We start from the raw sequence: 25801 nt of genomic DNA, 5'->3' as shown, positions 1-25801 counted from the left end.
GCAAGCATCAAGGAGTAGATTATGATGATCGAGGCATCTGCAAAGCCAAGTTTTCCGTTCGAACGCGCGCCATTGGCGCCGCCTGCGGAATTTGAAGCAATCAGGCGTGAAGAGCCGTTGAAACAAATCCGTTTGTGGAATGGCGCAAGCGCCTGGATCGTCACCCGCCAGGAAGATTTCCGCAATATTTTGGCCGACAACCGCTTCAGCGTGAACCCGTTACGGCCTGGCTATCCGAATGTCAGCGAAGCGCGCGCGCAACTGATGCTGAACGAAGAACCGACGCTCGCCCGGCTCGATCCGCCCGAACATACCGGGTTGCGCCGGATGCTCGCCAAGGAATTCACGCCCGCCCGCATGACGGCGCTGCGCGCATCGATCCAGCAGACGGTGGAACAATTAGTCGCCGACATGATCGACCAGGGCCCACCCGCCGATTTCTATCGCGACTTTGCGCTGCCGATTCCGTCCATTGTGATTTCGCAGATGCTCGGCGTGCCTTATTCCGAACATGAGTTGTTCGAGGAATGGGCGGCCAAAAAACTGGCCTTCAATGCCCCGCCGGAAGTGCCGCTCGCCGCGTCGGTGGAAATGCGCGACTATATGGATCGGCTGATTGCCAAAAAGGAACGCGATCCGGGCGACGACCTCGTCACGCGCCTGCTGCACGATCAGATCCGGCCGGGCCATCTGTCGCGCGAAGAAGCGGTGCGCCTTTGCGAATTCCTGCTGGTGGCCGGGCATGAGACGACCGCGAACATGATCGCGCTCGGCACATTGTCGCTATTGCTGGATCGCGACCAGTATGAATGCCTGAAGGCGGACCCTTCGCTGTCGGGCCGGGCGATCGAGGAAATGCTGCGCTTTCATTCGATCGTGCAATATGGGCTGTCGCGGGTCGCCACCGCAGATGTCGAAATCAACGGATGCCTGATCCGGGAAGGCGACGGCGTCATTTCACTTATCAACGCGGCCAATTGGGATCCGGCAGCGCATCCCGATCCGGATCGTTTCGACATCCGCAAGAAGCGGACGATGCATGTGGCGTTCGGCTTTGGGGTGCATCAGTGCCTGGGGCAGCCGCTGGCGCGGCTTGAGATGGATGTTGTCTTCGCGACGCTCCCCAACCTCATGCCGACGCTGGAACTGGCGGTCGCGCCGCAGGACGTAGCATTCAAGCAGGATGCGCTTGTCTACGGGGTCGAGAGGCTGCCGGTAACCTGGCAGAGCCAGGCCTGATCTTGCGAGGAGATGGACGATGAAGGTGATTGCTGACCTGAGTATCTGCATCGGCGCGGGCCAGTGCGTCGTTAACGCGCCCGATTTCTTCTCTCAGGATGAAGATAGCGGCCTGGTTGTCGCGCCGGTCGACGATGTTCCCAAGGAAAGGTTGGAAGAGATCGAGATGGCGATTTACGCCTGTCCGACGCGGGCGCTGCGTTTGTCGGAATGATGCTGTGCCTACGGGGCCCGCCGGATCGCTAAGTCCAGCAGGCCCCAAAACCCGTTCTGATCCAATTTGGTCAGATAAAGCCGGGGTGCTTTGCCAAAATCCCGCCATCGATGACCAGATCGCGGCCGCTGATGAAGCCCGCCCTGTCGCTCGCGAAAAACAGCACAGCTTCTGCAATGTCGTCGACGCTGCCGCGCCGGGGCAGGGGTACGCGACTGTCGCGGTCAGCGGCGGCTTTCGGATTGAACGCTCGTGCCTTCTCGCTCATCGCCGTGTCGACGCTGCCTGGGCTGACCGAATTGACGCGGATGTTGCGCGCTCCCCATTCCACGGCCAGCGCCCTGGTCAGGCCATGGACACCGGCCTTGCTGGCGGCATAGGCGGAAAAGCTGGCCGATGTGACGTGGCCGCCGACCGACGCAATATTGACGATGCTGCCGCCCGCCTTCATCAGCCTTGCTGCGCCTTGGCTGCACAGGAACACCCCGGTCAGATTGACGGCGATGGTGCGGTTCCATTGCTCGAACGTCAGATCCTCGGCGTTGGCCTGGATCACGATGCCCGCATTGTTGACCATGATGTCCAGCCTGCCATGGCGATCCTCGATGGCGGCGAACAGTCGGCTGACATCTTCGGGGTTTGACACGTCGGTTTTGAAGGCGCACGCCCCGCCGCCCATGCTGGCGATCGCTGCCGCGGCTTTTCCCGCCGCTTCTTCATGGATGTCCGCAATGACGACGGTTGCGCCGCTACGCGCCAGCGATTCGGCGATTCGGCGGCCGATGCCGTCCGCTCCGCCTGTGACCGCGGCTATCTTTCCTTCCAACATGCCTTCTCCTCTCAATCGAATATGTGTTTGTCAGATCGTTCGTGCTGCGCGCTGCGCCTCGAACAGCGCATGGCTGATTCGGCGCGGCGTCAGGCAGTCGCCGACATGATGAACATCGCCGCGCCGCTCCAGCCAGCGCCCGGCAATCGAGAGCGGCGCGGCGAGGCGACCGGTCTGCAACACGACCAGATCGGCGGCGACGGGATCTTCCCGCCCCGATGCCAAATCGAGCAGCCGCAGGTCGCCAACGTCCAGTCCGTCCAGTCCAGCCAGCACCCGGAACACCGTTCCCGCCTGTCCGAGCCGCGCCAGCATCCCGCCGACGCTTTCAGAGGGCAGATTGCCGCCGATCGTCCCGGTGCTGGTCAGGAATGTCAGTTGCCAACCGGCGATGGTCAGCATTTCGGCGACGCCATAGCTCATCCAGAAACCAATGCCGTTGTCGACGAAGATCGCATGTCCATCGCCGGCCGGGGCAGGGGCGCCGTTCTGCAGCACGTCGAACCAGGTCATGCACCGCACCGCGTTCGCGGTCGTGCCGGCCATATCCGGTGTGGCCCCGGTAGCGACGATGACGGCGTCGAAATCGTCGGCCAGCGCGTCGATGTCGGTGATCCGGCTGTTGAATTGAGGCCGGATGTCCAGGCTGCGCAACTCGGCGCCGATATGATTGATGATGCGTGTCAGCCCCGCGCGGTGGGGCACCGAGGCGGCGAGCAAAAATTGTCCTCCCAGCGCGTCGGACGCTTCGAACAGGGTCACCCCATGGCCCCGCAACGTGGCGACGCGGGCGGCTTCCATACCGGCGGGGCCGCCGCCAACGATGGCGACACGGCGGGGCTTTTGGGCCGGGTGGATCGCACCAAAAAGGGGGTCGCGCTCACGGCCCGTTTCCGGGTTGACGGCGCAATGGATGTGCGGTGCAAACGCGCGGCAATCCTGGTTGAGGCCGACGCAGGGACGGATATGCTGGCTTTCCCCGGCCACGGTCTTGGCGGCGAATTGCGGGTCGGCGACAAAGGCGCGAGCCATGCCCACCATGTCGGCGACATCCTCCTCCAGCAGCCGTTCCGCCAGTTCAGGCGAGGGGATTTTCTGGCCAACGATTACCGGCAGGCCGCTTTCCCGTCGGATGATCTGGGCCGCGCGCGCTGCGGGAGCCTCGGGCCAGCTCGCGTCCTTCACATATCCGCCGCGCATGCCGATGGTGATGTTGAGGTAATCGACATTACTGGCGCGCGCGAGCGTCTGGGCGATACCCACGGTGTCTCGCACCTCCAGCCCGCCCGCGCTTTCCTCGTCTGCCGACAACCGGATGCCTATCGCGAATGCGTCGCCGCACCGCGCGCGGATCGCGTCGATCGTCTCCACCAGCAGACGGCAGCGTTTTTCCGGCGTCCCGCCCCAGCGATCGTCACGCTGGTTGGTGGCGGGCGACAAGAATTGCGCGAGCAGGTAACCATGGGCCGAATGCAGTTCCACGCCGTCATAGCCCGCCGACCGCAGGTTCGCGGCCCCCGTGGAGAAACCGTCGATCAATTCCCGTATCTCGATCTCGTCCAGCTCATGGGGCGGGTAGGGGTCGCGCGGGCCGCGGCGGGCGGATGCGCCGACGGGCGGAAAGTCTGATGCCGATCCCAGCGTTTCGCGTCCGACGTGGTTCAACTGGCCAACGATCTTTGCGCCCTGGCTTTTGACCAGTTCGGTGCGTCGGCCTAGCGCCTGCAAGGCCAGCGGATTGAACGCCTCGACGCGGTTGCGCTGACGCACCATGGCATGTTCATGCGCGATCATGGCGCCGGTGATGACCAGACCGATGCCCTTTGCGCGCGCGCCGTAATAGGCAAGGTCGTCATCGGTCGGGACTCCGTCCCTGATCATGGAGGTGCCATGCGGTAGCATCACCAGACGATTGCACAGGTCCAGCCGACCGGCCCGGAACGGCGCCAGCAATTTGGGGAACGGTTGCGGCGCCATCATAATTGCACCATCGTTTTCCCCAGATTGCGGCCTTGCAGCATGTTGATGAAGGCTAAGGGCGCGTTCTCCAGACCGTGGTAGATATGTTCGCTATGGGTCAGCCGTCCTTCGTCCGCCCAGAGCAGCGCCTGTTCGACAAATTGGGGGATACGATCGAAATGGCGCGACGCGCGAAATCCCTCGATGCGGAGCGATTTGTGCACCGTGGGCCACAGGCTGGGGCCAGGTGCCCAACCATCGTCGCTATATTCGGACGCCAGGCCGCAGATGATGATCCGGCCGCCGACGTTCATGCGTTCATATACCGCGCCGAGTATCCGGCCGCCGACATTTTCATAATCGACATCTACTCCATCGGGGCAGGCGGCATCGAGGCGGGCTTCGAAATCGGGCCCGCCATGATCGACGCATTGGGCAAATCCCAGATTGTCGACGACATGGCGGCATTTTTCGGGGCCGCCAGCGATACCGATCACCCGCGCGCCGGCGATGCGTGCGAACTGGCCCGCCATGGCGCCGGTTCCGCCTGCCGCCGCCGATATGACGACGGTTTCGCCTGGCTTGGGACAGCCAAGTTCGGTGATGCCGATATAGGCGGTAAAGGACGACAGGCCGAGCAGGCTCAACCATTTGGGCAGCGGCGCGCGCGACGGATCGATGATCCGCAAGTCACTGGCCGGGAGCAAGGCATGGCTTTGCCAACCAAGGAAACCGAAAACATGATCGCCAACCTGGAAGCGATCATCGCACGATTCGATCACGACGCCCAGGCCGGACCCCGGAATGACGTCGCCGATGGCTAGTGCGCCGGCATATTCCGATATGGCGTTCATGCGTGGCCGCAGTGCCGGGTCGACCGATATGAAGAGCGTCCGGACGAGAATTTCACTAGCGCCCGGCGCGGCTATCGGCTGATCAGCGATCTCGAAATCGGTGACGGCGGGCAGGCCATCCGGCCGACGCTTCAACCGCATTTGCACGCCGTTCATCCCTCTCCTCTCCTCTTATTCTCTTTGTTGGTCCTCTCGTCACGCGTCGTATTCGGCCTCCGTCATGGCGCCTATGTCGGCAGGGGTGACGCCTGGCGCGCACGCCACCAGTCTGAAGCGGGACTGGCGATTGGGCCGTTCGAACACGGCATGGGTGGTGATGATTGTATCGACGACCCTCGCCCCGGTCAGCGGCAGGGTGCAGGCGCGGCGGAATTTCGGTGTGCCGCTCTTGTCAACATGGTCCATCAGCACGATGATCCGCCGCACCCCGGCGACCAGGTCCATCGCTCCGCCGGGTCCCTTGATCATTTTGCCGGGCACCATCCAGTTGGCCAAGTCGCCATCCTGCGACACTTCCATCGCACCCAGGATCGATAGATTGATGTGGCCGCCCCGGATCATGCCGAAGCTGTCGGCGGATGAGACATAGCTGGTGCGATCGAGTTCGGTGATCGTCTGCTTGCCGGCATTGATGATATCAGCATCGACCTCAGCGCCGGTGGGATAGGGGCCTAGCCCCAGGATGCCGTTTTCCGATTGTAGCGTGACGTCTACGTTCGGGTCGATGTAATTGGCGACCAGCGTCGGGATGCCGATGCCCAGGTTGACATAATAGCCGTCCTTCAGTTCGCGTGCGGCACGGGCCGCCATCTCTTCGCGGGTCCAGCCCATCATGCCGCCTCCTGCCTTATGGTGCGGCGCTCGATGCGCTTTTCGTTGCTGGTTGCCAGGATAATGCGCTGCACAAACACGCCGGGAGCGTGAATCTGATCCGGGTCCAGCTCGCCCGGCCCGACCAGATGCTCGACCTCCGCCACGGTTACGCGGCCACAGGTCGCCGCCATGGGGTTGAAGTTGCGCGCGGATTTCCGAAAAACAAGGTTGCCGTAGGGATCCCCCTTCCAGGCCTTCACGATCGCCAGGTCGGCCACCAGCCCCGTTTCCAGCACATGGGGTTCGCCGCCGAAATCGCGTATTTCCTTACCATCGGCCAGCAGCGTGCCGACGCCGGTACGGGTGTAGAAGCCGGGAATGCCCGCTCCGCCAGCGCGCATCCGTTCGGCCAGCGTGCCTTGGGGACAGAATTCCACGGCCAGTTCGCCGGCCAGATATTGCCGCTCGAACTCCTTGTTCTCGCCAACATAGGATGCGATCATCTTTCCGATCTGGCGCGTGCGCAGGAGCTTCCCCAGACCGAAATTGTCCACGCCCGCATTGTTGGATATGGCGGTGAGGCCCGTAACGCCACTCACCTCTATGGCATCGATCAGCGTTTCGGGAATGCCGCACAGGCCAAAGCCACCGGCGACGATGGTCATGCCATCATGCAGCAAGCCATCTAGCGCGGCCGCCGCATCGGAGAAAATCTTCTGGACCATGATCCGCTATGCTCCGCGTGACGCTGCTCAGCTTTTGGGGACGAAGTTGGGCTGGCGCTTTTCGAGGAAAGCGATGACGCCTTCGCGGTGCGCGGGCAGAAGGCTTGAGGCGACCTCCAATCCCAGCGAGGCATCGAGCACGGCGTTGACCGTCTGCTTCAGGCCCAAATTGACGGACAGTTTGGTCCAGCGGATGGCGTGCTGCGCGCCGCGCAGCAGCTTTCCGGTCATGCGCTCGACTTCGGCGTCGAGTTGGTCGCCCGGCACTGCCTTGGTGATAAGGCCCATAGTGGCCGCCTCGCTGGCCGACAGCATGTCGCCCGTCATCAGAAACGCCTTGGCCCGTGCCGCGCCGATCAGATGCGGCCAGATGATCGCGCCACCATCGCCCGCGACCAGTCCGACCCGGACATGCGGATCGGCGATCCGTGCGGTCTCGTCGGCGATGATGATGTCGCAGAACAGCGCCAGTGTGGCGCCCAGCCCGATTGCATCGCCGTTGAGGCGGCAGATCAAGGGCTTTTCCAGGTCCAGCAGGGACGTGATGATCCGTCGGCCTTCGATCGCGATGTCGGCCATGCCTTGGGGCTTCTCGAGGCAGGATTGCATCCAGTGGATGTCGCCGCCGGCGCTGAAGGCGCTGCCCGCGCCGGTGAAGATGACGACGTCGGCATCGTCATCCATCGCGATGTCCGTAAAAATGCGCGCCAGTTCGCGGTGCATCGCGCTGTCGACGATGTTATGCCGGTCGGGCTGGTTAATCGTCAGCGTCAGCAGACGTCCATCACGGCTGACCGCCAACGTCTTATAGCCACTATAATCCATTGCGCTTTCCTCGATCCTGTATCTGTATCATTTGCTGTGGAACGTAGATGTCACCACGGCTTGAGCGGCAGATCCCGCTTCAGTTCCAGCTTGGCAATGCTGGCAAGATGCACTTCGTCGGGACCATCGGTGAAGCGCACCGCCCGCGCGAACGACCATGCGTCGGCCAGCCCGAAATCTTCCGACACTCCCGCGCCGCCATGAACCTGGATGGCGCGATCAAGCACGTTGAACGCCATGCGGGGAGCGACGACCTTGATCATCGCAATCTCCGATGCAGCCGCCTTGTTGCCGACCGTGTCCATCATGTGCGCGGCCTTGAGCGTCAGCAACCGTGCCTGCTCTATGTCGCAGCGCGACAGCGCAATGGCTTCGCGGACCGTCCCCTGGTCGGCCAGCAGCTTGCCGAAGGCGGTGCGCTGCTTGACCCGCGCGATCATGGCGTCCAGCCCCCGTTCGGCGGCACCGATCATGCGCATGCAATGGTGAATGCGCCCCGGCCCGAGGCGCCCCTGCGCGATTTCGAATCCCCGGCCCTCGCCCAGCAGGATGTTGGAGGCGGGCACACGGACATTGTCGAAAGCGATCTCGAAATGTCCGCAGGGCGCATGTTCATAGCCAAAGACCTTGAGCGACCGGATCAGCTTCACGCCCGGCGTCGCCTTGGGCACCAGGATCATCGAATGGCGCTTGTGGCGCTCGCCCTCCGGGTTGGTGACGCCCATCACGATCAAAATCTTGCAGCGATTATCCCCTGATCCCGACGTCCACCATTTGCGGCCATTGAGAACATAGTCTTCTCCGTCCCGTTCGATGCGCAGGCTGATGTTGGTGGCGTCGGATGACGCAACGTCCGGTTCGGTCATTGCAAAGCCGGATCGGATTTCGCCTGCCAGCAGCGGCTCCAGCCACTTCGCCTTATGCTCCGGGCTCCCATAGCGTTCGAGCACTTCGATATTGCCCGTATCGGGCGCCGAGCAGTTGAAAACCTCTGGTCCGATATAGGACCGGCCCATGATCTCGCACAGCGGGGCATATTCGAAATTTGTCAGCCCCGCGCCGTCGCCGCTCTCGGGCAGAAACAGGTTCCACAGGCCCGCCGCCCTCGCCTTTGCCTTGAGCTCGTCCATGATCGGCGGGCTGTCCCACCGGTCGGGCAGGCTGGCATGCTGATCCTTGTAGAGCCGCTCATTGGGATAGACATGATCGTCCATGAAGGACGTCAGCCGTGCCTGAAAATCCTTCGAACGCTCCGAAAATTCAAACATGCAAGACTCCGATAAACCAGCAAGGCGTGGCCGTCTGTCTACCGGATATATGACCGACCGTCTAGTCGGCCTTTAGAAAATTTATGGCCGGATCAGCCATCTGATTCGCTGCGCTGCACAAGATCCCGCAGGGCGCTAGCCGCGCTGGCTGGCGCCACCTTTCAGCCCCGCCAGCGCAAAGGCCCAGCTTTGATCCGCCATCTCCCGCGGAGGCAGGTCCTTGGCCGGCCGATACCAGTGATAGCTCCAGTTACAAGTTCCCAGCAGGCAAAACGCGGTCACCCTTACGTCAGCTCGCGCGAATGCACCCTGGTCCATGCCTTCGCCCACGACCTCCATCAGCGCTTTCAGATACGCCGAGCGGCTTTCGCGCACCTGTTCCTTCCTTTCGCCCTGCAACTCGCGGCTGAATTCGAAGAAGACGCGGACGAAGCCGGGATATTCGTACATGAGTTGGAACGTCTCCCGGAACATGCCCTGCAGGATCTTTTCCGGCTCGACCTTCTCCCGGCGACGCTCCTCCATGTGGCTTAAGAGCGTGCCGATAATGATCTCTTGAATTTCGAAGAGGATCTGATCCTTGCTGCGAATATAATGATAGAGGGTGGGCTTCTTCAGCCCCGTCGCCTCCGCGATCATCTCCATATTGACGCCGTGATAGCCGACACGCTCGAACAGCCTGGCGGCTTCGCGCAGAATGTCCGCCTTTCGCCGTCGTGTCAGTTCGACGTCCACCTTGGGGCCGCGCTTGCGCGGCGGCTCCAGCTTCTTGTCCGATCCACCAGCGTTGCTGGGCATATCCATCGCCATCTTCCCGTCATAGAGCGTCTTCGACTCCTTAGGAACATATTGGCAAACCGTCCAGACGTACGAATGGGCTCCCGGCGTCGCTTGACAACCAGCGATAGGCAGATTTAGACCGACTAGTCGGACAATTATAAATTGGCCGCTAAAGTTGCGGCCCGAACATCTTCTTGGGGCAGGTACCGGGGCCACGATTCCTGGGCAATGAAAAAAGTGTAGCGAGACCAAGATGGACATAATTCTGCCGCCTAAGGGATTTTCTTGCCAGATGGCATCGCTCGAAGGGCGGACTGCGTTGCTGCTGGGCGGCCATGGTGAACTGGCGAGCGCGATTGCGGCAGGGCTGGCCGACCGCGGGGCCAATCTGGTGCTTGGTGCGCGCAAGGAAGCGGCATGCGCCGACCTGGCCCACCGCATGGAAACCGAATTCGGGGTCTGTGCGGCTGCCCTGGCCTGCGATATCAGCGATGAGGATCAGGTTCGCGCTGCCGTCGCGCGCGCCGCCAGTGCCTTTGGACGGCTCGACATATTGGTCAACAATGCCGGCGCATCCTGGTCGGGCGCGCCCCAGGATATTCCGTTGTCCGGCTGGCAAAAGATCATCAATGTCAACCTGACGGGTTCCTTCATCGCGGCGCGCGAAGCGGCGAGGGTCATGCTGCCGACGCGGCGTGGCTCCATCATCTTCACGGCGTCGACCGGGGCTTTCACGTCGTTCATGCCCGAGGTCGCCCAGATCGTCCCTTATACAACGACCAAGGCGGCGATCGTCCATCTGACCCGCGATCTGGCGGCGCAATGGGCGCAGGATGGCATCCGCGTGAATGCCGTGGCGCCGGGGCAGATGCGTTCGGGCCTGACGCTTACCATTCCGGAAGATCGCGTAGAGGCCATCCGCCAGTCCATTCCGATGAAGCGCTTGGGCGAACCGGTCGAAATCGCCGGAGCCGTCGCCTTCCTCGCATCGGATGCCGCGAGCTACATGACTGGCCAGACCCTGATCATCGACGGGGGCCTGACGCTCGGTTGAAGCCGGCCGCTCGGCAGTTGGTTGCTTCAGAGTGTGGCAAAGCCCCGTCCTTCGCGCGCCAGTCGTTCGAGCAGCGGCGCGGGCGCGAAATCGGCGCCATAGCGCACCTCCATGGCCGAAAGGCTGGTGACGATCCGGTCCAGCCCCACCATATCGGCATAAAAGAGCGGCCCGCCGGTCTGGGCCGGCCAGCCATAGCCATTGATCCAGATGAGGTCGATATCGGACGCGCGGCTCGCCATATTCTCTTCCAGAATATGTGCCGCCTCGTTGATCATCGGATAGGCGCAGCGTGCCCAGATTTCCGCGTCCGATGCGGGGCAGGGCTGCACGCCCTTTGCAGCCGCCACCGCAGCGATGATCTCCTCCGTGGCGGGGGAAGGGCGACCGCGGCGCTTTTCATCATAGTCATAGAAGCCCGCGCCGCTTTTCTGCCCGCGTCTCCCCGCCTCGCACAGCAGTTCGATCACAGTTTCGCCGCGCGACGTTTCCGCACTCCATCCCAGATCGAGCCCCGCCAGATCATACATGGCAAACGGCCCCATCGGCATGCCGAAATCCGTATGGACGCGATCAATATCCCAAGGCGTCACGCCTTCCAGCATCAGCCGCTCCGCCTCCCGCTGCCGCGCCGCGAGGATGCGGTTGCCGACAAAGCCATGGCAATTGCCGACCAGCACAGCAAGCTTGCCGAGTTTGCGGCCGACGGCCATTGCGGTGACAAGGACCCGATCGTCGGTCGCCGCGCCGCGCACCACTTCCAGCAGACGCATGACATTGGCGGGCGAGAAGAAATGGAGGCCGACGACCATGTGCGGCCGACCTGTTGCCGCGGCGATGGCGTCGACATCCAGAAAGGATGTGTTAGTCGCCAGGATCGCGTCGGCCTTCATCAGCCCGCCGAGCTGGGCGAAAAGCGTTTGCTTGACGCCCATATCCTCGAATACAGCCTCGACCACCAGATCGCACGAGGACAGGTCGGAAAGTGCCAGCGCGCCGGTAACGCGTGCGGCCCGTTGGTCCGCTTCCGCCGCATCTAGCCGCCCGCGCTGCACCTGGCTGGCATAGGTCGCGCGGATGGCGCCCAGCGCACGTTCGAGCGCCTCGCCCGAGGTTTCCACCAAAGTCACCGGGAATCCGGCATTGAGAAAACAGATGGCAATGCCGCGACCCATCGTGCCGCCGCCGATAACGCCGACCGAACCCACCGGCATGGCTTTGACATCGGCGCCGATGCCCGGAATTTGCGCCGCCTTCCGTTCGGCAAAGAAGACGTGCCGCCGCGCTGCGGCCTGTGGGCTGGCGACCAGCGTGTCGAACAGGCGCCGTTCCAGCGCCAGCCCTTCATCGAACGACAGGGTGCATGACGCTTCTATGGCGTCAAGGCACGCCTGCGGCGCATCCAAGCCGGCGATCTTACGCGCGTTGACTGATTTATATTGATTGATCAAGGCCGGGATTTGATCGGCCGTCGAGAGTTTGCTGTCGTCGTCCCGTGCCCGCCGCAACGCGCCGCCCTGCGCAACCAGCTGCCGCGCAAAGGCTATGGCGTCCTGGTGCAGATCTTCCTCGCTCGCCAGTGCATCGATCAGGCCGCGCTTCAGCGCCGTTCCCCCGTTGATCGCGTCGCCGCCGACGATCATGTCGATCGCGGATTCCACGCCGATCAGGCGGGGCAGGCGCTGGGTGCCGCCACCAGCGGGCAGGATGCCAAGTTTGACTTCGGGCAGTCCGCATCTGCAGGACGAGGTGGCGACGCGATAATGGCAGGCAAGCGCCACCTCCAGGCCACCACCCAGCACCGTGCCGTGCATGGCGGCGATGACGGGTTTCGACGCGCCTTCGATGGCATCCAGAACGTCCCATAGCGTGGGATGCTGGAAAGGCTTGCCGAACTCACCGATATCAGCGCCTGAAAAAAAGGTGCGACCCTGGCAGCAAAGGACGACAGCCGCAGTCTCGGGATTTTCGAGTGCGTTCTCCAGCCCGGCCAGCAGGCCCTCGCGGACGGCGAGCGACAAAGTGTTCACCGGCGGCGAATCGATGCTCAATACGGCGATCGACCCTTCCCATGAAAGCGCGGTAACGGCATTGATAGACAAGATGTCGGTGCGCATCAGAAAATCTCGAACAGGCCGGCCGCGCCCATACCGCCGCCCACGCACATGGTGACGACGCCATAGCGCGCCTTGCGCCTTGCCCCTTCGATCAGCACATGGCCGGCCATTCGTGCGCCGGACATCCCATAAGGATGGCCGATGGAGATGGCACCGCCATCGACGTTGAGCCGATCGTCGGGAATGCCCAGCACGTCCTGGCAATGCAGAACCTGACAGGCGAAGGCTTCATTGAGTTCCCAGATACCTATGTCGTCGACCGTCAGCCCATGCTGCGCCAGCAACTTGGGCACGGCATGAATCGGGCCGATCCCCATTTCCGAAGGATCGCAACCGGCGACGGCCAGCCCACGGAAGGCGCCGAGCGGCGCAAGCCCCCGTCGCTCTGCATCCCTGGCTTCCATGATAACGCAGGCCGAGGCGCCGTCCGACAACTGGCTGGCGTTGCCGGCCGTGATGAAATACCCTTCGTTAAGGCGCAGGCCGCTCCTGAATACGGGCTTGAGCGCCTGCAGGTCCTCCAGCCGTGTTTCGGGGCGGTTGCCTTCGTCGCGCTCCAGCAGGATCTCGCGCTCCGACACGGCGCCGGTTGCGCGATCGGTGACCGTCATGGTTGCGGCAAAGGGTACGATTTCCTGGTCGAACCGGCCCGCAGCCTGTGCCGCCGCCGTGCGCTGCTGCGACCGGAATGCATATTCATCCTGCCGTTCGCGCGAAATGCCATAGCGTTGGGCCACGATCTCGGCAGTTTCGAGCATGGCCATATAAAGGTCGGGCGCGCTCTGGACGAGGGCGGGGTCTTCCATCCGAAAGATGTCGAGATGGGCGTTCTGGACGAGCGAGATCGACTCGACCCCGCCGCCTACGCAAATATCCATACCGTCATGCACCACCTGCCGCGCGGCGATTGCAATCGCCATCAGGCCCGATGCGCATTGGCGATCTACGCTCATCCCGGCCACGCCGACCGGCAGGCCCGCGCGTAGCGCGGTTTGCCGACCGATGTTGAAGCATTGCGATCCCTGCTGCATCGCCGCGCCGATTACGACATCGTCGATCCGGGCTGGATCGACCTGTGCCCGCGCCACGGCCTGCGCCACGGCAAAGCCCGAAAGCGCCTGCGCCTGCGTGTTGTTGAACGCGCCCTTATAGCCGCGGCCGATCGGCGTGCGGGCGGTGGAGACGATGACGGCTTCGCGCATGGGGTATCCTCATTCTGGCAGGGCAGGCCGGCAAGATTATTAATCAACCGAATAGACGGTAGACGAATTATAATCTAAGGCTGTCGATGTCAAGCCGGAGGCCGGGCCTCTCGATACCAGGACCGATAAATCATAGACCGTCTGGACGGTCGTTCTTAATGCAGCTAATGTGAAGGCAGTTTTGGGAGTATGGGAATGAAATTTCCGCTGACGGCCGAAGAAGAAGAATTCCGGTGCAACATCCGCGATTTCTGTGCCGATAACCTGCCTTCCGAAATATCGGAAAAGGTGGTCACAGGCGTCAAATTGTCGCGTGACGATTATGTGGAGTGGCAGAGGATATTGGCGCGCGGCGGCCTGTTGTGCGGTGCCTGGCCTGCTGCGCACGGCGGGCATGACTGGAGCCCCATTAAGGCCTATCTGTTCGACGAGGAATGCGGGCGGGCGGGCGCGCCCTGGCTTTTGCCCTTTGGCGTCAATTACGTCGGCCCGGTCATCCACACTTATGGATCGGAGGAGCAAAAGGCGCGCTATCTGCCCGAGATAGCAAGCGCCCAAACCTTCTGGTGCCAGGGCTATTCGGAGCCGGAGGCAGGGTCGGACCTGGCCGGCCTCAAGATGCGGGCTGTGCGTGACGGCGATCATTATATCGTCTCTGGTCGCAAGATCTGGACGACGATGGCGCACTGGGCCGACCGGATATTCTGCCTGGTGCGCACCGATCCCGATGTCCGGCCTCAGGCCGGCATATCCTTTCTTCTGGTCGACCTGCGTTCACCGGGCATCAGCATTCGCCCGATCATGACGATGGATGGCCGTCACGACCTCAACGAAGTGCTGTTCGAGGATGTGCGTGTCCCGGTGGCGGATCGGGTAGGGGAGGAAAATGGCGGCTGGACCATCGCCAAATTCCTGCTGTCAAACGAACGCCTTCTAGTCGCGGAGATCGGCAAGCAGAAGCGCCTGATGGAAGCGGTGCGAAGCATATTGTCAGGCTTGGCCGACGGCGATGCGCCGCTGTCTGCCGATCGCGCGGTGCAGGCGCGAATCGTCGAACTGGAAACGCGGTTGCTGGCACTGGAATGGAGCGCGTTGCGTACGGTGCGCGCGGCCGCGACCGGGCATCCGCCCGCCGCCGCTGTTTCCATGCTCAAGGTTCGGGGATCGGAGCTGGAGCAGGCGCTAACCGAATTCGCGGTCGAGATCATGGGCCCGGAGGCCATGGTCTATGCGCCGAAAATGGGGCTGGGCGACGCCGACCCGTCGCAGGTCATGCGCAACGGCGCGATGGCGCGGATGCTCTGGGCGCGATGCGTGACCATCTATGGCGGCTCAAACGAGATCCAGCGAAACATCATTGCGAAAAGCCTGATCGGCTTTTGAGGGAGAAGGCAGCCGTGGAAAGTATGTTGACGGACGAACAGGTTCAGTTCGCGCAGATACTCGATCGTGTCGTCGAGCAGGAATATGGCGGGCGATCGGGCGTCCATCGGTTCGATCGTCTTCGGTTGGGGCGAATCGCGGAACTGGGCTGTCTATCGCTGGCCGTTCCCGAACATATGGGCGGATATGGCGGGCCGGTAGAACGGATGCTCGTTATGCAGCATCTGGCGCCCGGCCTCCCGGCCGAACCGATCCTGGCCAGCGGCATCCATGCCGCCGCGCTTCTTGTTGCGGCCCTGCCAAACCCGGCGGCGGCCGAACTTCTGCCCGGATTGATGGATGGGAGCGTCATCGCTACCGTCGCCGATCAGGAAGAAGGCGCGCGATACCGGACCGGCCAGGTCGCGACGCTCGCACGGCCGGATGCTGACGGCTGGCTGCTTGATGGGGAAAAGCATCTGGTCGCTTTCGCGGAGGAGGCCGACGTCCTGATCGTATCCGCACGCGATGCGCAAGGCGGGGAATTGGGGCTCTATTGCATTGATGCCCAGGCGCCGGGCCTGCATGTGACGGCACGATCGGGCGTCGACGGCCTGCCCAGAGGAGACGTCCGCCTGGTGGGATGCCGGGCGTCGGCGCTGATCGCCGATCGCGCCGTCGACGCGATGCTCAGCGCCGCGACCGACCAGGCAGAGGCCGCGCAAGTTGCCGAGATGGTCGGCCTGATGGATGCGCTGATCCGGGAGACCACCGGCTATCTCCAGACGCGGCGCCAGTTCGGCACGGAGATTGGCCGTTTCCAGGCCTTGCAACATCGCCTCGCCGATATGTGGATGTGGTGTGAGGAGGCGCGATCGCTGGCGCTCGCCGCGGCGCTGTCGTGCGAAGCCTCGGCCGAGGAGCGCACAAAGACCGTATCGATGGCGAAGATGCAGGCCTGCGACGCGGCCAAACTGGTCGCAGCCGAAGCGGTTCAGATGCACGGCGGCATCGGCGTGACGGAAGAACTGATCGTCAGTCACTGGTTCAAGCGATTGCTGGCGTTGCGCGCCAGTCTGGGCGACCGCCGCTTTCACCTTGATCGTCTCGTCGACCTGTGCGGGGTGGCGGCATGAGCCTTTCCGTCGCGCTAACTGAAGGAGAGTGAACTGATGCTCGCAGAAAATATCGCAGCGACCGCCAGCGCCCTTCCGTTCGACCAGGACCGGCTGGTGTGTTTCCTGAGGGACCATCTGCCCGGCCTGGCCGGAACGCCGACCATCCGTCGATTCAAGGGCGGGCAGTCCAATCCCACTTTCCTGATCGAAGGGGAAGGCGGCCGCTATGTGCTGCGCAAGAAACCTGACGGCGCCATCCTGCCATCGGCCCACCAGATCGAACGGGAATTTCGCGTCATGCGGGCGCTCGCGGATACGCCTGTCCCGGTGCCGCATATGTATGTGCTGCACGAAGATCCGGAACTCATCGGCACCGCGTTCTATGTCATGGAGGCGATGGAGGGGCGCATTTTCCACGATTGCACGATGCCTGGCGTGGCGCCGCAGGATCGCCGTGCCATGTATCTAGGCATGGCGGAGACGCTGGCCGACCTGCACGGGGTCGACTGGCGGGCGGCCGGGCTCGACGGCTTTGGCAGGCCGGACGCCTATCTCGAACGGCAGGTGGCATTGTGGACCAGGCAGTTCGACAAGAGCCGGACCGAACCGATAGAGGCCATGGACAGGCTGTCGCAGTGGCTGGCGGCTCATGTGCCCGCTGGCGGGCGCGCCACGATTGCCCATGGCGACTATCGCGTCGGCAACCTGGTTTTCGATCCCCAAGGCACGCAGGTTCGGGCCGTGCTGGACTGGGAACTGGCGACCATCGGTCATCCGCTTGCGGATCTTGCCTATAACTGCCTGCCCTATCGCCTCGTCAGTGGCCTTCCGGGAATTCCTGGCCTTGCGGACGTGGACATCGGCACGTTGGGCATTCCCTCCGAGCGCGAGATGCTCGACCATTACGGCGCGCGGTCGGGGCAGGGGGAAATTGCCGACTGGAACTATTATCTGGCCTTCGCCCTGTTCCGCACCGCCGCGATCCTGCAAGGTATCCATGCGCGCGCCTTGCAGAACAATGCCGCGAACGAGGATGCTTTGCAGGTCGGCCGCAATGCCGCCTATGTCGCGGGTGTCGGCTGGGCCTGTGCGCGTGGATAAGCGCGGTAGTGACAGACTATCATAATGGAGATGGCCTTGAATTTCTCTCTTTCCGGTAAGACGGCGCTGATCACCGGCGCGTCGGCGGGGCTTGGCGCGCATTTCGCCAAAGTCCTGGCCCAAAATGGCGCGCGCGTGATCCTGGCGGCGCGGCGCGTCGATGCGCTGGACCAGGTGGCAACGGATATTGCTGCCGCCCATGGCGCAGTTTCGACCGTGGCGCTCGATGTCACCGTGCCGGATAGCATCGCCGCTCTTGCAGACGTCCTTGCCGGCACCGACATCCTGGTCAACAATGCCGGTGTCGTCCGCGAAAAGCCTGTGCTGGACCAGACGGAGGCGGACTGGGACGCGGTGATCGACACCAATTTGAAGGGCATGTTCCTGATGGCGCAGGCCGCCGCGCGTGCGATGAAGGAATCGGGAAGGGGCGGCAACATCATCAATGTCGCGTCCATCCTGGGGTTCCGGCAGGGCGGTGCGCTGTTGCCCTATGCCGTGTCGAAGGCTGGCGTCATCCAGATGACCAAGCAACTCGCGCTGGAACTTGCGCGCTTTGGTATTCGCGTAAACGCCCTGGCGCCGGGCTATGTGAAAACCGATCTCAATCGCGATTTCTGGGAGAGCGACGCGGGCAAGACCATGATCAAACGTATCCCGCAGCGGCGGATTGGCGAATTTCCGGATCTGGACGGGCCGCTGTTGCTGCTTGCTTCCGATTCGTCCGCCTATATGACGGGATCGGCCATCACCGTGGACGGCGGGCACCTGGTGAGTTCGCTATGAGCGGCGTTGGCATGGAGCGTGCGGAGGTAATTGCCGACCGGGTGGAAGCGTTCGTCAGGGACGTGATCATCCCCTATGAAAAAGACCTCCGCATTGCGGTGCACGGCCATGGTCCACCCGAAGATCTGGTCGCCGAACTGCGCGGTAAGGCGCGGGCGGCAGGCGTGATAACCCCGCATATCTTGGCCGATGGCAGCCACCTGTCGCAACGCGAAACGGCGCGGGTGCTGATCCGCTCGGGTCTCTCGCCGCTCGGTCCAGTCGCCTGCAACACGATGGCGCCCGACGAGGGTAATATGTATCTGCTGGGCAAGGTCGGTTCGCCCGAACTCCAGCGCCGCTTCCTTGCGCCGCTGGTGACGGGCGAAGCGCGATCCGCCTTCTTTATGACTGAACCTGCGAACGAGGGCGGAGCTGGGTCCGATCCCTCCATGATGCAGACCACATGTCGCCCCGACGGCAACCACTGGGTAATCAACGGACGCAAGGCCTTCATCACCGGCGCGCAGGGGGCCAGGGTCGGCATCATCATGGCCAGGTCCGAAGCGGCCGATGGGACCGGCGGCGCCTGCATGTTCCTGGTCGACCTGCCCGATCCCGCCATCCGCATCGACCGCCTGCTCGACACGATCGACAGTTCCATGCCCGGCGGCCATGCGGTTCTCACCATCGACAATCTGCGTGTGCCCGCCGACCAGATGTTGGGCGCCAGTGGCGAAGGCTTCCAATATGCGCAGGTGCGCCTGTCGCCTGCGCGGCTGTCGCACTGTATGCGCTGGCTGGGTGCCTGCATCCGAGCAAATGAGATCGCGACCGCCTATGCCTGCAAGCGCATGGCCTTTGGCAAGTTGCTTGTTGACCATGAGGGCGTTGGCTTCATGCTGGCTGACAACCTGATCGACCTTCGCCAGAGCGAACTGATGATCGACTGGTGCGCCGGGGTGCTGGACGGAGGCTCATTGGGCACGGTGGAAAGCTCGATGACCAAGGTCGCCGTGTCGGAGGCGCTGATGCGCGTCGCCGATCGCTGTGTCCAGATCATGGGCGGGACGGGCGTTTCAGGCGACACCGTCGTCGAGCAGGTGTTCCGCGAGATCCGTGCCTTCCGTATCTATGACGGGCCAACGGAGGTCCATAAATGGAGTCTGGCCAAGAAGGTTAAGCGCGATTTCCTCAAGAGGCATCCGGCGTGAGTGGCGCGGCCGAGGAGAATGTCGGCACGACGCCGGTTCGCGAGGGCTATGGCTTCGATGAAGCCGCGCTCGCGGCTTGGATGCAGGCCAATGTCGCTGGCTATGTCGGCCCATTCGTCGTCGAGCAATTCAAGGGGGGCCAATCCAATCCCACCTACAAGCTGGTGACGCCGGGCAAATCCTATGTGCTGCGGCGCAAGCCGCCGGGCCAACTGTTGAAGGGGGCTCATGCCGTCGAGCGCGAGGCGAAGGTGCTGACCGGCTTAGCCCGCGCGGACTTTCCGGTGGCGCATGTGCATGGGCTTTGCACGGACGACAGCGTGATCGGCACCTGGTTCTATCTCATGGACATGGTGGAGGGCCGCATCTTCTGGGACGCGACTGTGCCGGGCGTCTCCAACGCCGAACGGGCCGGGATCTTCGATGCGATGAATGCGACGATAGCCCGCCTGCACATGGTCGACTATCGGGCTGTCGGGCTGAGCGACTATGGCCGGCCGGGCAATTATTTCGAGCGGCAGATCGGCCGCTGGTCGAACCAGTATCTGGAAGATGGCGATGCGGGGCGCGATCCCTATATGGACCGGCTGATCGCATGGCTGCCCGAGAATATTCCGGCGGATGACGACGCGACCGGCATCACCCATGGCGATTTCCGCATCGACAACATGATCTTCCATCCTACCGAGCCTAAAGTGCTGGCGGTTCTGGACTGGGAGCTTTCGACGCTGGGCCATCCCGGTGCCGATTTTGCCTATCACGCGATGATGTATCGCATGCCGCCGCATATTGTGGCCGGGCTTTTGGGGGCCGACATCGACGCCTTGGGCATCCCTGACGAGCAGGCTTATCTTGCGGCTTATTGCGCCCGCACAGGCCGCGCGTCCATGCCCGGCTATGACTTCTACATCGCGTTCAATTTCTTCCGCCTCGCCGCCATCTTCCACGGCATCAAGGGCCGCGTGATCCGCGGCACCGCCTCCTCCAGCCAGGCACGCGAACGTGTGAAGGTGCTGCCTGAATTGATACGGCTCGCCTGGACGCAAGCCGAAAGAGCGGGCGCGCGTTAATCCATCCACCCCGGAGTCATCGAAGCTGCGGCGGGTCGATTCCTGCAGCACAACAAAAAAGGGGGGCGACCGTGGTTGGTCGCCCCCCTTTATGGATGGCTCGCCCCTTATCCGAACCGTTGTTATCCTTTGACGTCGGTTCGTTTGGGGAAGGAGAAGGTCATGGACATATCGGTTCTCGGGATTGATCTGGGCAAGAACAGCTGCAGCGTGGTCGGGCTGGATGCGACGGGCAAGGTCGTTGTGCGACGACGGATGCGGCGCGAGACCGTCATCACCTATGCGGCGAGCCTGCCGACTTGCGTCGTGGCGATGGAGGCTTGCTGCGGCGCTCATCACATGGGCCGGGCGCTGGCACGACAAGGCCATGCGGTGCGGTTGATGTCGCCGGAATATGTTCGTCCTTACGTCAAGGCGCAGAAGAACGACGATCGCGATGCCGAGGCGATCGCGGAAGCGGCAACTCGCCCGACGATGCGGTTTGTGGAGCTGAAGACCCAGGAGCAACTCGACATGCAGACGTTGCACCGCATTCGTGATCAGCTCGTCGGTGACCGTACCTCGCTGATGAACCAGATCAGGAGTCTTCTCCTCGAGCGCGGCTACATCGTTCCGCAAGGGCGCGCAAAGCTTGCTGCACGATTGGGTGAGATGCTGGATGGCGACGAGCCAGTGCTTGGTCCTCGCATTCACCGGCTCGTCAGCGATATGCGTCTGCGCTGGATCGCCCTTGATGAGCGGATCTCAGATCTTGATGCCGAGTTTACGGAGGCTGCCCGGACCGACGAGCGGGCGCGACGCTTGCTGACCATTCCGGGCATCGGTGCACTCAACGCGACCGCGCTGGTGGCAGCGGTCGGAGACGCCCGAACCTTCGGTCGGGGTCGCGATCTTGCCGCCTGGCTGGGGTTGGTACCGCGCCAGGCGACCACTGGGGGCAAGCCGCGGCTGCTCGGGATCACCAAGCGCGGGAGCCGATACCTGCGCAAGAACCTGATCCAGGGCGCTCGTGCGTCGCTGCCGACGATGAGCAAGAGCGATACGCGGCTCGGTGCCTGGCTGCGGGGTTTGCTTTCGCGCTCCCACCCCAACACAGTCGTAGTGGCGCTGGCGGCCAAGATGGCGCGCATCGTTTGGGCGCTGCTGCGTCACGAACGCACCTACGAACCCGTCGCGCAAGCGGCGTGAACGAGATCGGCCGATGCGGTGTGCACCGGCCGGATGATGTCTGCGGGAGGTGAGTGACAGATGGCCTGACAGTCGACCGGTGTCCTGGAACCCTATGGCTAAAAATGGCACTCGATGCCGGCCCCTTTATGAGGACCAGAACGCGCGGATCTCCATCTTGGCCAACGACCTCGCGTCGAAAGGCCGGATACGTTTTAGCAGACTGATCAGATCGTCAGACACAAACCGCTTGCCGACGGGGCGAGCCATACGTTTTTGCGGAATGGTTGTCAGAATTTGTAGCGCAGTGTGGCACCCACGGTGCGTGGCGCGACCCACTGCTTGCTGATGACCTGCCCGTTGGCCGAGAAGGAGACATCCGCGAACCGATCCTGGCCGGTCAGGTTCTTGCCCCAGACCGAAAGGCTGAGCTGGTCGCCGACGAAATTATAAGTAACGTTGGCATCCAGCAACGCGTAGGCGTTTTCCGAAAAAGGTGCCCGGTTGAATTCGTCGAAGTAGACCTTGCTCTGATAGGCAAGGTCGGCACTGGCAACCAGCGACGATCCATTGTTGAAGGGAACCGTATATTCCGCGTTTGTAGTCCATTTCCAGCGCGGTGCCTGGTTGGTGGTGTTGCCCGCGACCTGGATCAGGTTGGTGCCCTGGATGATCGGATCGTCGGATACGAAGTCCTGAAACTCGGCTTCGAGCCAGGCAACCGACCCGCCCAGGCGCAGGTTGGTGGTCGGCGACCAGCCAGCCTCCAACTCGACGCCCTTGGTCTCGAGCGAATTGACGTTGTTGACCTTGGTGTTGAGCACGCCCAGCGCGGTAACGGTCGCCTGGGTGCGTTGCAGGTTTTTCGTCTTGGCGGTGAACAGCGCCAAGTTGGCGAACAGGTTGCGATTGGAATATTTCAGGCCGACTTCGTAGTTGTTCACAGTTGTCGGATTGATGATACCCGCGCCGCTTTGCATGATGAGTGCGGCGCCCGAACGGAAGCCTTGCGAATAGGTCGCATAGAGCAGGGTGTTCCGGCTGATTTTCCAATCGACGCCATATTCACCTGTGTACTTCGAAATCTTCCGCTCGTCGTCGGCGATGTCGTTATCCGTCGTGATGCGCGCACCGTTCAGGAAGGAATCGTTGATGATCGTGCGCTTTTCGCTGCTGTAACGGCCGCCGACGCGCAGTTTGATTGCATCGGTAAGATTATAGGCGACATTGAAGAAGGGGGCAAAGGCGTCGGTCGTGCTTTTACCCGTGAGTGTGAAGAATATGCCAGTAGTGGGACCGGTGCCCAGATCGGTCTGGCCGCGGAAGGATTCGTGGAAATAGAACAGGCCTGTGATGGCGCTGATCTTGTCAGTTTCGTACGCCAGCTGAAACTCTTCGCTGAACTGCTTGTCGTGCAGCGGAATGGTCACGAAAGTGGCGTTGTTGACGCTCGACACGTCCAGATCCTGCGCCAGCAGGAAGTTGAGCTTGCGATAGTTGATGACGTTGCGCAGGCTCAGATCGTCGGTCAACTGCCAGTCCAGCGTGCCGGTGATCGACCAGGTGTCGCGTTTCAGGCGGGGGTCGTAGCTGCTGGCCAGATCGCGCGAATTCGGATCGGAATAGCCGCCGGCTCCGCGCGGAACGAAATTGGGATTGGACGGAAAGAGGGGCGCGAGATAGCCGAACAGGCCGCTTGAATCATCCTGCTTGCCATATTCGCCGCTCAGCAGGAATTTGACGTTTTCGGTGGGCTCGAACAGAAGATGCAGGCGCGCCGCATATCGTTTCTGGTCTTCGATATCATTGCCCGTGACGATGTTCTTGCCATAGCCGCCACGTTGCGTTGACGTCACTGCCGCGCGGGCGCTGATCTTGTCGGTCAACGGACCGCCGACCGCAGCGTCGATCTTGACCAGATCGTAATTGCCCAGCGTCGCACTGACATAGCCCTCGAAACTGTCCGTGGGCTTGCGCGTGATAACGTTGATCGTGCCGCCGGTGGAATTGCGGCCATAGAGCGTTCCTGAGGGCCGCGCAACACTTCGACCCGTTCCAGATCGAAAAAGGCGAGTGCCTGCGCCTCCATGCGGGAAACGACCGCGCCGTCAACATACATGACGACGTCAGAATCCTCCGAACGTGTGTTGGTGGTGTTGCCAAGGCCGCGCACGTTGATCTTCAACATACCGACCGTTTCGCCGATCGTCACGGTAGGGACGAGGGTCTGCAATCCGCCCACATCGTTGACCTGGCGTCGTTCCAGAAGAGAAGAGTCGACGACCGATAGCGGAGCCGAGACATCCTGAAGCGTTTCGGCGCGCTTGCGGGCCGTCACGACAATGGCTTCCGTTTCGGTGGCTTGATCGGCTGCGGGGGGAGAGGCCTCCTGAGCCCTGGCGGGCGTCACGCACAAGGCCATACCGCCAGCGACCAACGAGACCAGCGCGGCACCTGTCGTGCCCTGGCGATGTAACCGGCTCAGTCTGTTACTCATTTCTTCCCCTCCATGGATTATCTTGGGCCGCGCGCTTGTTTCTCGCTGGCCCGGATTCGGTAAATGCCAAACCGACCGATCGGTTATATTAAACGCAGGGTGGTGATGTCAAACAAAAATCAACCGAACCGACGGTCGGTAGTTTAATTTAAGTGTAGACGGAGCCTGATCCAAGACCTGAATGGGGAGGCAACTTCCGTGTCGGGGTAGCAATCGCGTCATGGGAAAACGCCCGTCGACAGCCTCACACGGGAGGCAGTAGCCTACGCCACCGCCTCCCGCATCATCGCTCAAGAAATCAGGCGGTCATTCCGCCGTCGACGGCCAATGTCGCGCCGTTCACGTATGATGCGTCATCCGAAACCAGGAACAACGCCGCTGCCGCTATTTCGTCAGGCCTGCCATTGCGCCCCATCGGATTCATCGAACCAAATTTGGCAATCGTATCTTCAACGTCGACGCCGGTCTTGGGCGCATCGGGCCGCTGCTGGAATTCGCGCAGCATGGGGGTGTCGACGGCGCCAGGACAGACGCTGTTGCACCGGATATTGTCCTTGCCATACCGTTTGGCGAGGGCGCGGGTTAACCCAACCACGCCGAATTTGGCGGCCGAATAGATCGGACTGAACGGCGAGGCGACGATACCGGATCCCGATGCGGTGAACACGATGCTGCCGCCGCCATGTTCGCGCATATGCGTAATGGCGGCGCCGGCGACCACCGTCGGCACCCGGATGTTGAGGTCCATCGCCAGTTCGTAGATCGCCATGTCGACATCTTCGAATGCCGAAGGACCAGGATGGCCGGCATGGTTCCAGACATAGTTCAGTGCGCCGAACCGTGCGATGGTCTCTGCCACTATGGATCGGGCGAATGCGTCGTCGGTAAGGTCGCCGGCAATGGCAAAGGCCGTGCCGCCCGCAGCAACTATAGCGTCGACGGTTTCATCCGCCTTTTGCGCGTCGCGGTCCACCACGGCGACCTTCGCGCCCTCTGCCGCGAAGCGTAGCGCCCCCGCGCGCCCCATGCCCGAAGCCGCAGCAGTGATCAGGCCAGCTTTGCCGATTAGACGTGCCATATTATAACTCCTCGTGGAAATAGCGGAAAATTGTTGATTTAAGGATCGGCAGGCGCGGAAAATTGCCATGTCGATTTGTGGGCCAGAGACGCGATCAGCCAAGCGTCGCCGGAAGGAATGACACGAGCACGGTAGACCACGCCCCGGACCTGCACGGATCCGGCCAGACGCGTCACACAGACGATCGCCGACGCTCGTACGTTGGCATCGTCCTCGCCCCATTCCACCAGTATGTTGGAAACAAGATGCGTGGAGGAGCCGATCAGGGCGCGCCTCAGGAATTCCCGTATTTCAGAAGGACCGCTCAGCCTGTGTTTGCCCCCTTCATATTCGATGACGGCATCGTCGCTCATGCAAGCCAGAACAGCGTCCACATCACCGTCGTCGATCGCATGGGCATAGGCGCTCAGGATCTTGGCAATCGCGCTCTCCTGCTCTCCCTGCGGTCTATTCAACATGCTTAACCTCCCCTCTAACAGGGTGCGGAAATAGGGTCGTTCGGGGATCGATCTGAGGACTTCGACAGTTTGACGTCGGTCATTTGAAGCGT

The 25801-nt window shown here is 62.3% G+C and carries 24 protein-coding genes; 10 read left to right on the top strand and 14 right to left on the bottom strand.

Annotated features, from left to right (window positions below):
* Window positions 1-21: 21 nt before the first annotated feature.
* Entirely contained in the window at window positions 22-1239 is a 1218-nt protein-coding gene (locus QHC67_RS07085; RefSeq protein ID WP_319292666.1) for a cytochrome P450, read from the top strand.
* 19 nt (window positions 1240-1258) lie between these two features.
* The gene (locus QHC67_RS07080) at window positions 1259-1453 is read left to right on the top strand and encodes a ferredoxin (RefSeq protein ID WP_319292664.1); all 195 of its coding nucleotides are present in this window, start codon (window positions 1259-1261) and stop codon (window positions 1451-1453) included.
* 70 nt (window positions 1454-1523) lie between these two features.
* Here QHC67_RS07080 and QHC67_RS07075 read toward each other — a convergent pair whose 3' ends face one another.
* From QHC67_RS07075 to QHC67_RS07040, 8 genes are all read right to left on the bottom strand, one after another.
* Entirely contained in the window at window positions 1524-2282 is a 759-nt protein-coding gene (locus QHC67_RS07075) for an SDR family NAD(P)-dependent oxidoreductase (protein ID WP_319292662.1), read from the bottom strand.
* 30 nt (window positions 2283-2312) lie between these two features.
* Window positions 2313-4262 carry an FAD-dependent oxidoreductase gene (locus QHC67_RS07070; RefSeq protein WP_319292660.1) on the bottom strand — a complete coding sequence of 650 codons (1950 nt, stop codon included), beginning with the start codon at window positions 4260-4262 and terminating at the stop codon, window positions 2313-2315.
* Window positions 4259-5251 (bottom strand): NADP-dependent oxidoreductase, encoded by a 993-nt coding sequence (locus QHC67_RS07065; RefSeq protein ID WP_319292658.1) that lies wholly within the window; start codon window positions 5249-5251, stop codon window positions 4259-4261. The genes QHC67_RS07070 and QHC67_RS07065 overlap by 4 nt, the downstream gene beginning before the upstream one ends.
* Window positions 5252-5290: 39 nt before the next feature.
* Complete coding sequence (locus QHC67_RS07060; protein ID WP_319292818.1) at window positions 5291-5926, bottom strand: 3-oxoacid CoA-transferase subunit B; 636 nt, start codon at window positions 5924-5926, stop codon at window positions 5291-5293.
* Window positions 5926-6633 carry a CoA transferase subunit A gene (locus QHC67_RS07055; RefSeq protein WP_319292656.1) on the bottom strand — a complete coding sequence of 236 codons (708 nt, stop codon included), beginning with the start codon at window positions 6631-6633 and terminating at the stop codon, window positions 5926-5928. Before QHC67_RS07055 ends, QHC67_RS07060 begins: the two co-directional genes overlap by 1 nt.
* Before the next feature lie 27 nt (window positions 6634-6660).
* The gene (locus QHC67_RS07050; RefSeq protein WP_319292654.1) at window positions 6661-7458 is read right to left on the bottom strand and encodes an enoyl-CoA hydratase/isomerase family protein; all 798 of its coding nucleotides are present in this window, start codon (window positions 7456-7458) and stop codon (window positions 6661-6663) included.
* A gap of 50 nt (window positions 7459-7508) precedes the next feature.
* Window positions 7509-8726, bottom strand: a complete 1218-nt coding sequence (locus QHC67_RS07045; protein WP_319292652.1) for an acyl-CoA dehydrogenase family protein — start codon at window positions 8724-8726, stop codon at window positions 7509-7511.
* Window positions 8727-8861: 135 nt separating this feature from the next.
* Complete coding sequence (locus tag QHC67_RS07040; protein ID WP_319292650.1) at window positions 8862-9524, bottom strand: TetR/AcrR family transcriptional regulator; 663 nt, start codon at window positions 9522-9524, stop codon at window positions 8862-8864.
* A 274-nt stretch (window positions 9525-9798) separates the two neighbouring features.
* Between QHC67_RS07040 and QHC67_RS07035 the strand changes: the two genes are divergently transcribed.
* Entirely contained in the window at window positions 9799-10560 is a 762-nt protein-coding gene (locus tag QHC67_RS07035) for an SDR family NAD(P)-dependent oxidoreductase (RefSeq protein WP_319292648.1), read from the top strand.
* A gap of 26 nt (window positions 10561-10586) precedes the next feature.
* Here the strand turns inward: QHC67_RS07035 and QHC67_RS07030 are convergent, their stop codons facing one another.
* Together QHC67_RS07030 and QHC67_RS07025 are read right to left on the bottom strand one after the other, a co-directional pair.
* Window positions 10587-12677: a 3-hydroxyacyl-CoA dehydrogenase NAD-binding domain-containing protein gene (locus QHC67_RS07030; protein ID WP_319292646.1), complete on the bottom strand. Its 2091-nt coding sequence runs from the start codon at window positions 12675-12677 to the stop codon at window positions 10587-10589.
* The gene (locus QHC67_RS07025; protein WP_319292644.1) at window positions 12677-13879 is read right to left on the bottom strand and encodes an acetyl-CoA C-acyltransferase; all 1203 of its coding nucleotides are present in this window, start codon (window positions 13877-13879) and stop codon (window positions 12677-12679) included. The genes QHC67_RS07030 and QHC67_RS07025 overlap by 1 nt, the downstream gene beginning before the upstream one ends.
* 195 nt (window positions 13880-14074) lie before the next feature.
* On the opposite strand from QHC67_RS07025, the gene QHC67_RS07020 reads away from it, so the two are divergent.
* The 7 genes from QHC67_RS07020 to QHC67_RS06990 all read left to right on the top strand — a co-directional run bounded on the left by QHC67_RS07020 (window position 14075) and on the right by QHC67_RS06990 (window position 21697).
* Window positions 14075-15262, top strand: coding sequence for an acyl-CoA dehydrogenase family protein (locus QHC67_RS07020; RefSeq protein WP_319292642.1), 1188 nt, complete (start codon window positions 14075-14077; stop codon window positions 15260-15262).
* Between the two features lie 23 nt (window positions 15263-15285).
* The gene (locus QHC67_RS07015) at window positions 15286-16377 is read left to right on the top strand and encodes an acyl-CoA dehydrogenase family protein (RefSeq protein ID WP_319292816.1); all 1092 of its coding nucleotides are present in this window, start codon (window positions 15286-15288) and stop codon (window positions 16375-16377) included.
* A gap of 36 nt (window positions 16378-16413) precedes the next feature.
* Window positions 16414-17460, top strand: coding sequence for a phosphotransferase family protein (locus QHC67_RS07010; protein WP_319292640.1), 1047 nt, complete (start codon window positions 16414-16416; stop codon window positions 17458-17460).
* 30 nt (window positions 17461-17490) lie between these two features.
* The gene (locus QHC67_RS07005) at window positions 17491-18246 is read left to right on the top strand and encodes a glucose 1-dehydrogenase (RefSeq protein WP_319292814.1); all 756 of its coding nucleotides are present in this window, start codon (window positions 17491-17493) and stop codon (window positions 18244-18246) included.
* Window positions 18243-19439, top strand: coding sequence for an acyl-CoA dehydrogenase family protein (locus QHC67_RS07000; RefSeq protein WP_319292638.1), 1197 nt, complete (start codon window positions 18243-18245; stop codon window positions 19437-19439). The genes QHC67_RS07005 and QHC67_RS07000 overlap by 4 nt, the downstream gene beginning before the upstream one ends.
* Complete coding sequence (locus QHC67_RS06995) at window positions 19436-20509, top strand: phosphotransferase (RefSeq protein WP_319292636.1); 1074 nt, start codon at window positions 19436-19438, stop codon at window positions 20507-20509. Before QHC67_RS07000 ends, QHC67_RS06995 begins: the two co-directional genes overlap by 4 nt.
* A gap of 162 nt (window positions 20510-20671) precedes the next feature.
* Complete coding sequence (locus QHC67_RS06990; RefSeq protein ID WP_319292634.1) at window positions 20672-21697, top strand: IS110 family transposase; 1026 nt, start codon at window positions 20672-20674, stop codon at window positions 21695-21697.
* A gap of 269 nt (window positions 21698-21966) precedes the next feature.
* On the opposite strand, the gene QHC67_RS06985 is transcribed toward QHC67_RS06990, so the two are convergent.
* From QHC67_RS06985 to QHC67_RS06970, 4 genes are all read right to left on the bottom strand, one after another.
* Entirely contained in the window at window positions 21967-23562 is a 1596-nt protein-coding gene (locus tag QHC67_RS06985) for a TonB-dependent receptor (RefSeq protein ID WP_319292632.1), read from the bottom strand.
* The gene (locus QHC67_RS06980; RefSeq protein WP_319292630.1) at window positions 23559-24173 is read right to left on the bottom strand and encodes a TonB-dependent receptor plug domain-containing protein; all 615 of its coding nucleotides are present in this window, start codon (window positions 24171-24173) and stop codon (window positions 23559-23561) included. Before QHC67_RS06980 ends, QHC67_RS06985 begins: the two co-directional genes overlap by 4 nt.
* A gap of 298 nt (window positions 24174-24471) precedes the next feature.
* On the bottom strand, window positions 24472-25251 hold the full coding sequence (locus QHC67_RS06975) for an SDR family NAD(P)-dependent oxidoreductase (RefSeq protein ID WP_319292628.1): 780 nt from the start codon (window positions 25249-25251) through the stop codon (window positions 24472-24474).
* A 38-nt stretch (window positions 25252-25289) separates the two neighbouring features.
* Window positions 25290-25709 carry a nuclear transport factor 2 family protein gene (locus tag QHC67_RS06970; protein ID WP_319292626.1) on the bottom strand — a complete coding sequence of 140 codons (420 nt, stop codon included), beginning with the start codon at window positions 25707-25709 and terminating at the stop codon, window positions 25290-25292.
* Window positions 25710-25801 lie beyond the last annotated feature (92 nt).

It is taken from the genome of Sphingobium sp., assembly GCF_033795625.1.
GTDB lineage: Bacteria > Pseudomonadota > Alphaproteobacteria > Sphingomonadales > Sphingomonadaceae > Sphingobium.
This window is presented reverse-complemented; position numbering and strand designations above follow the sequence as displayed.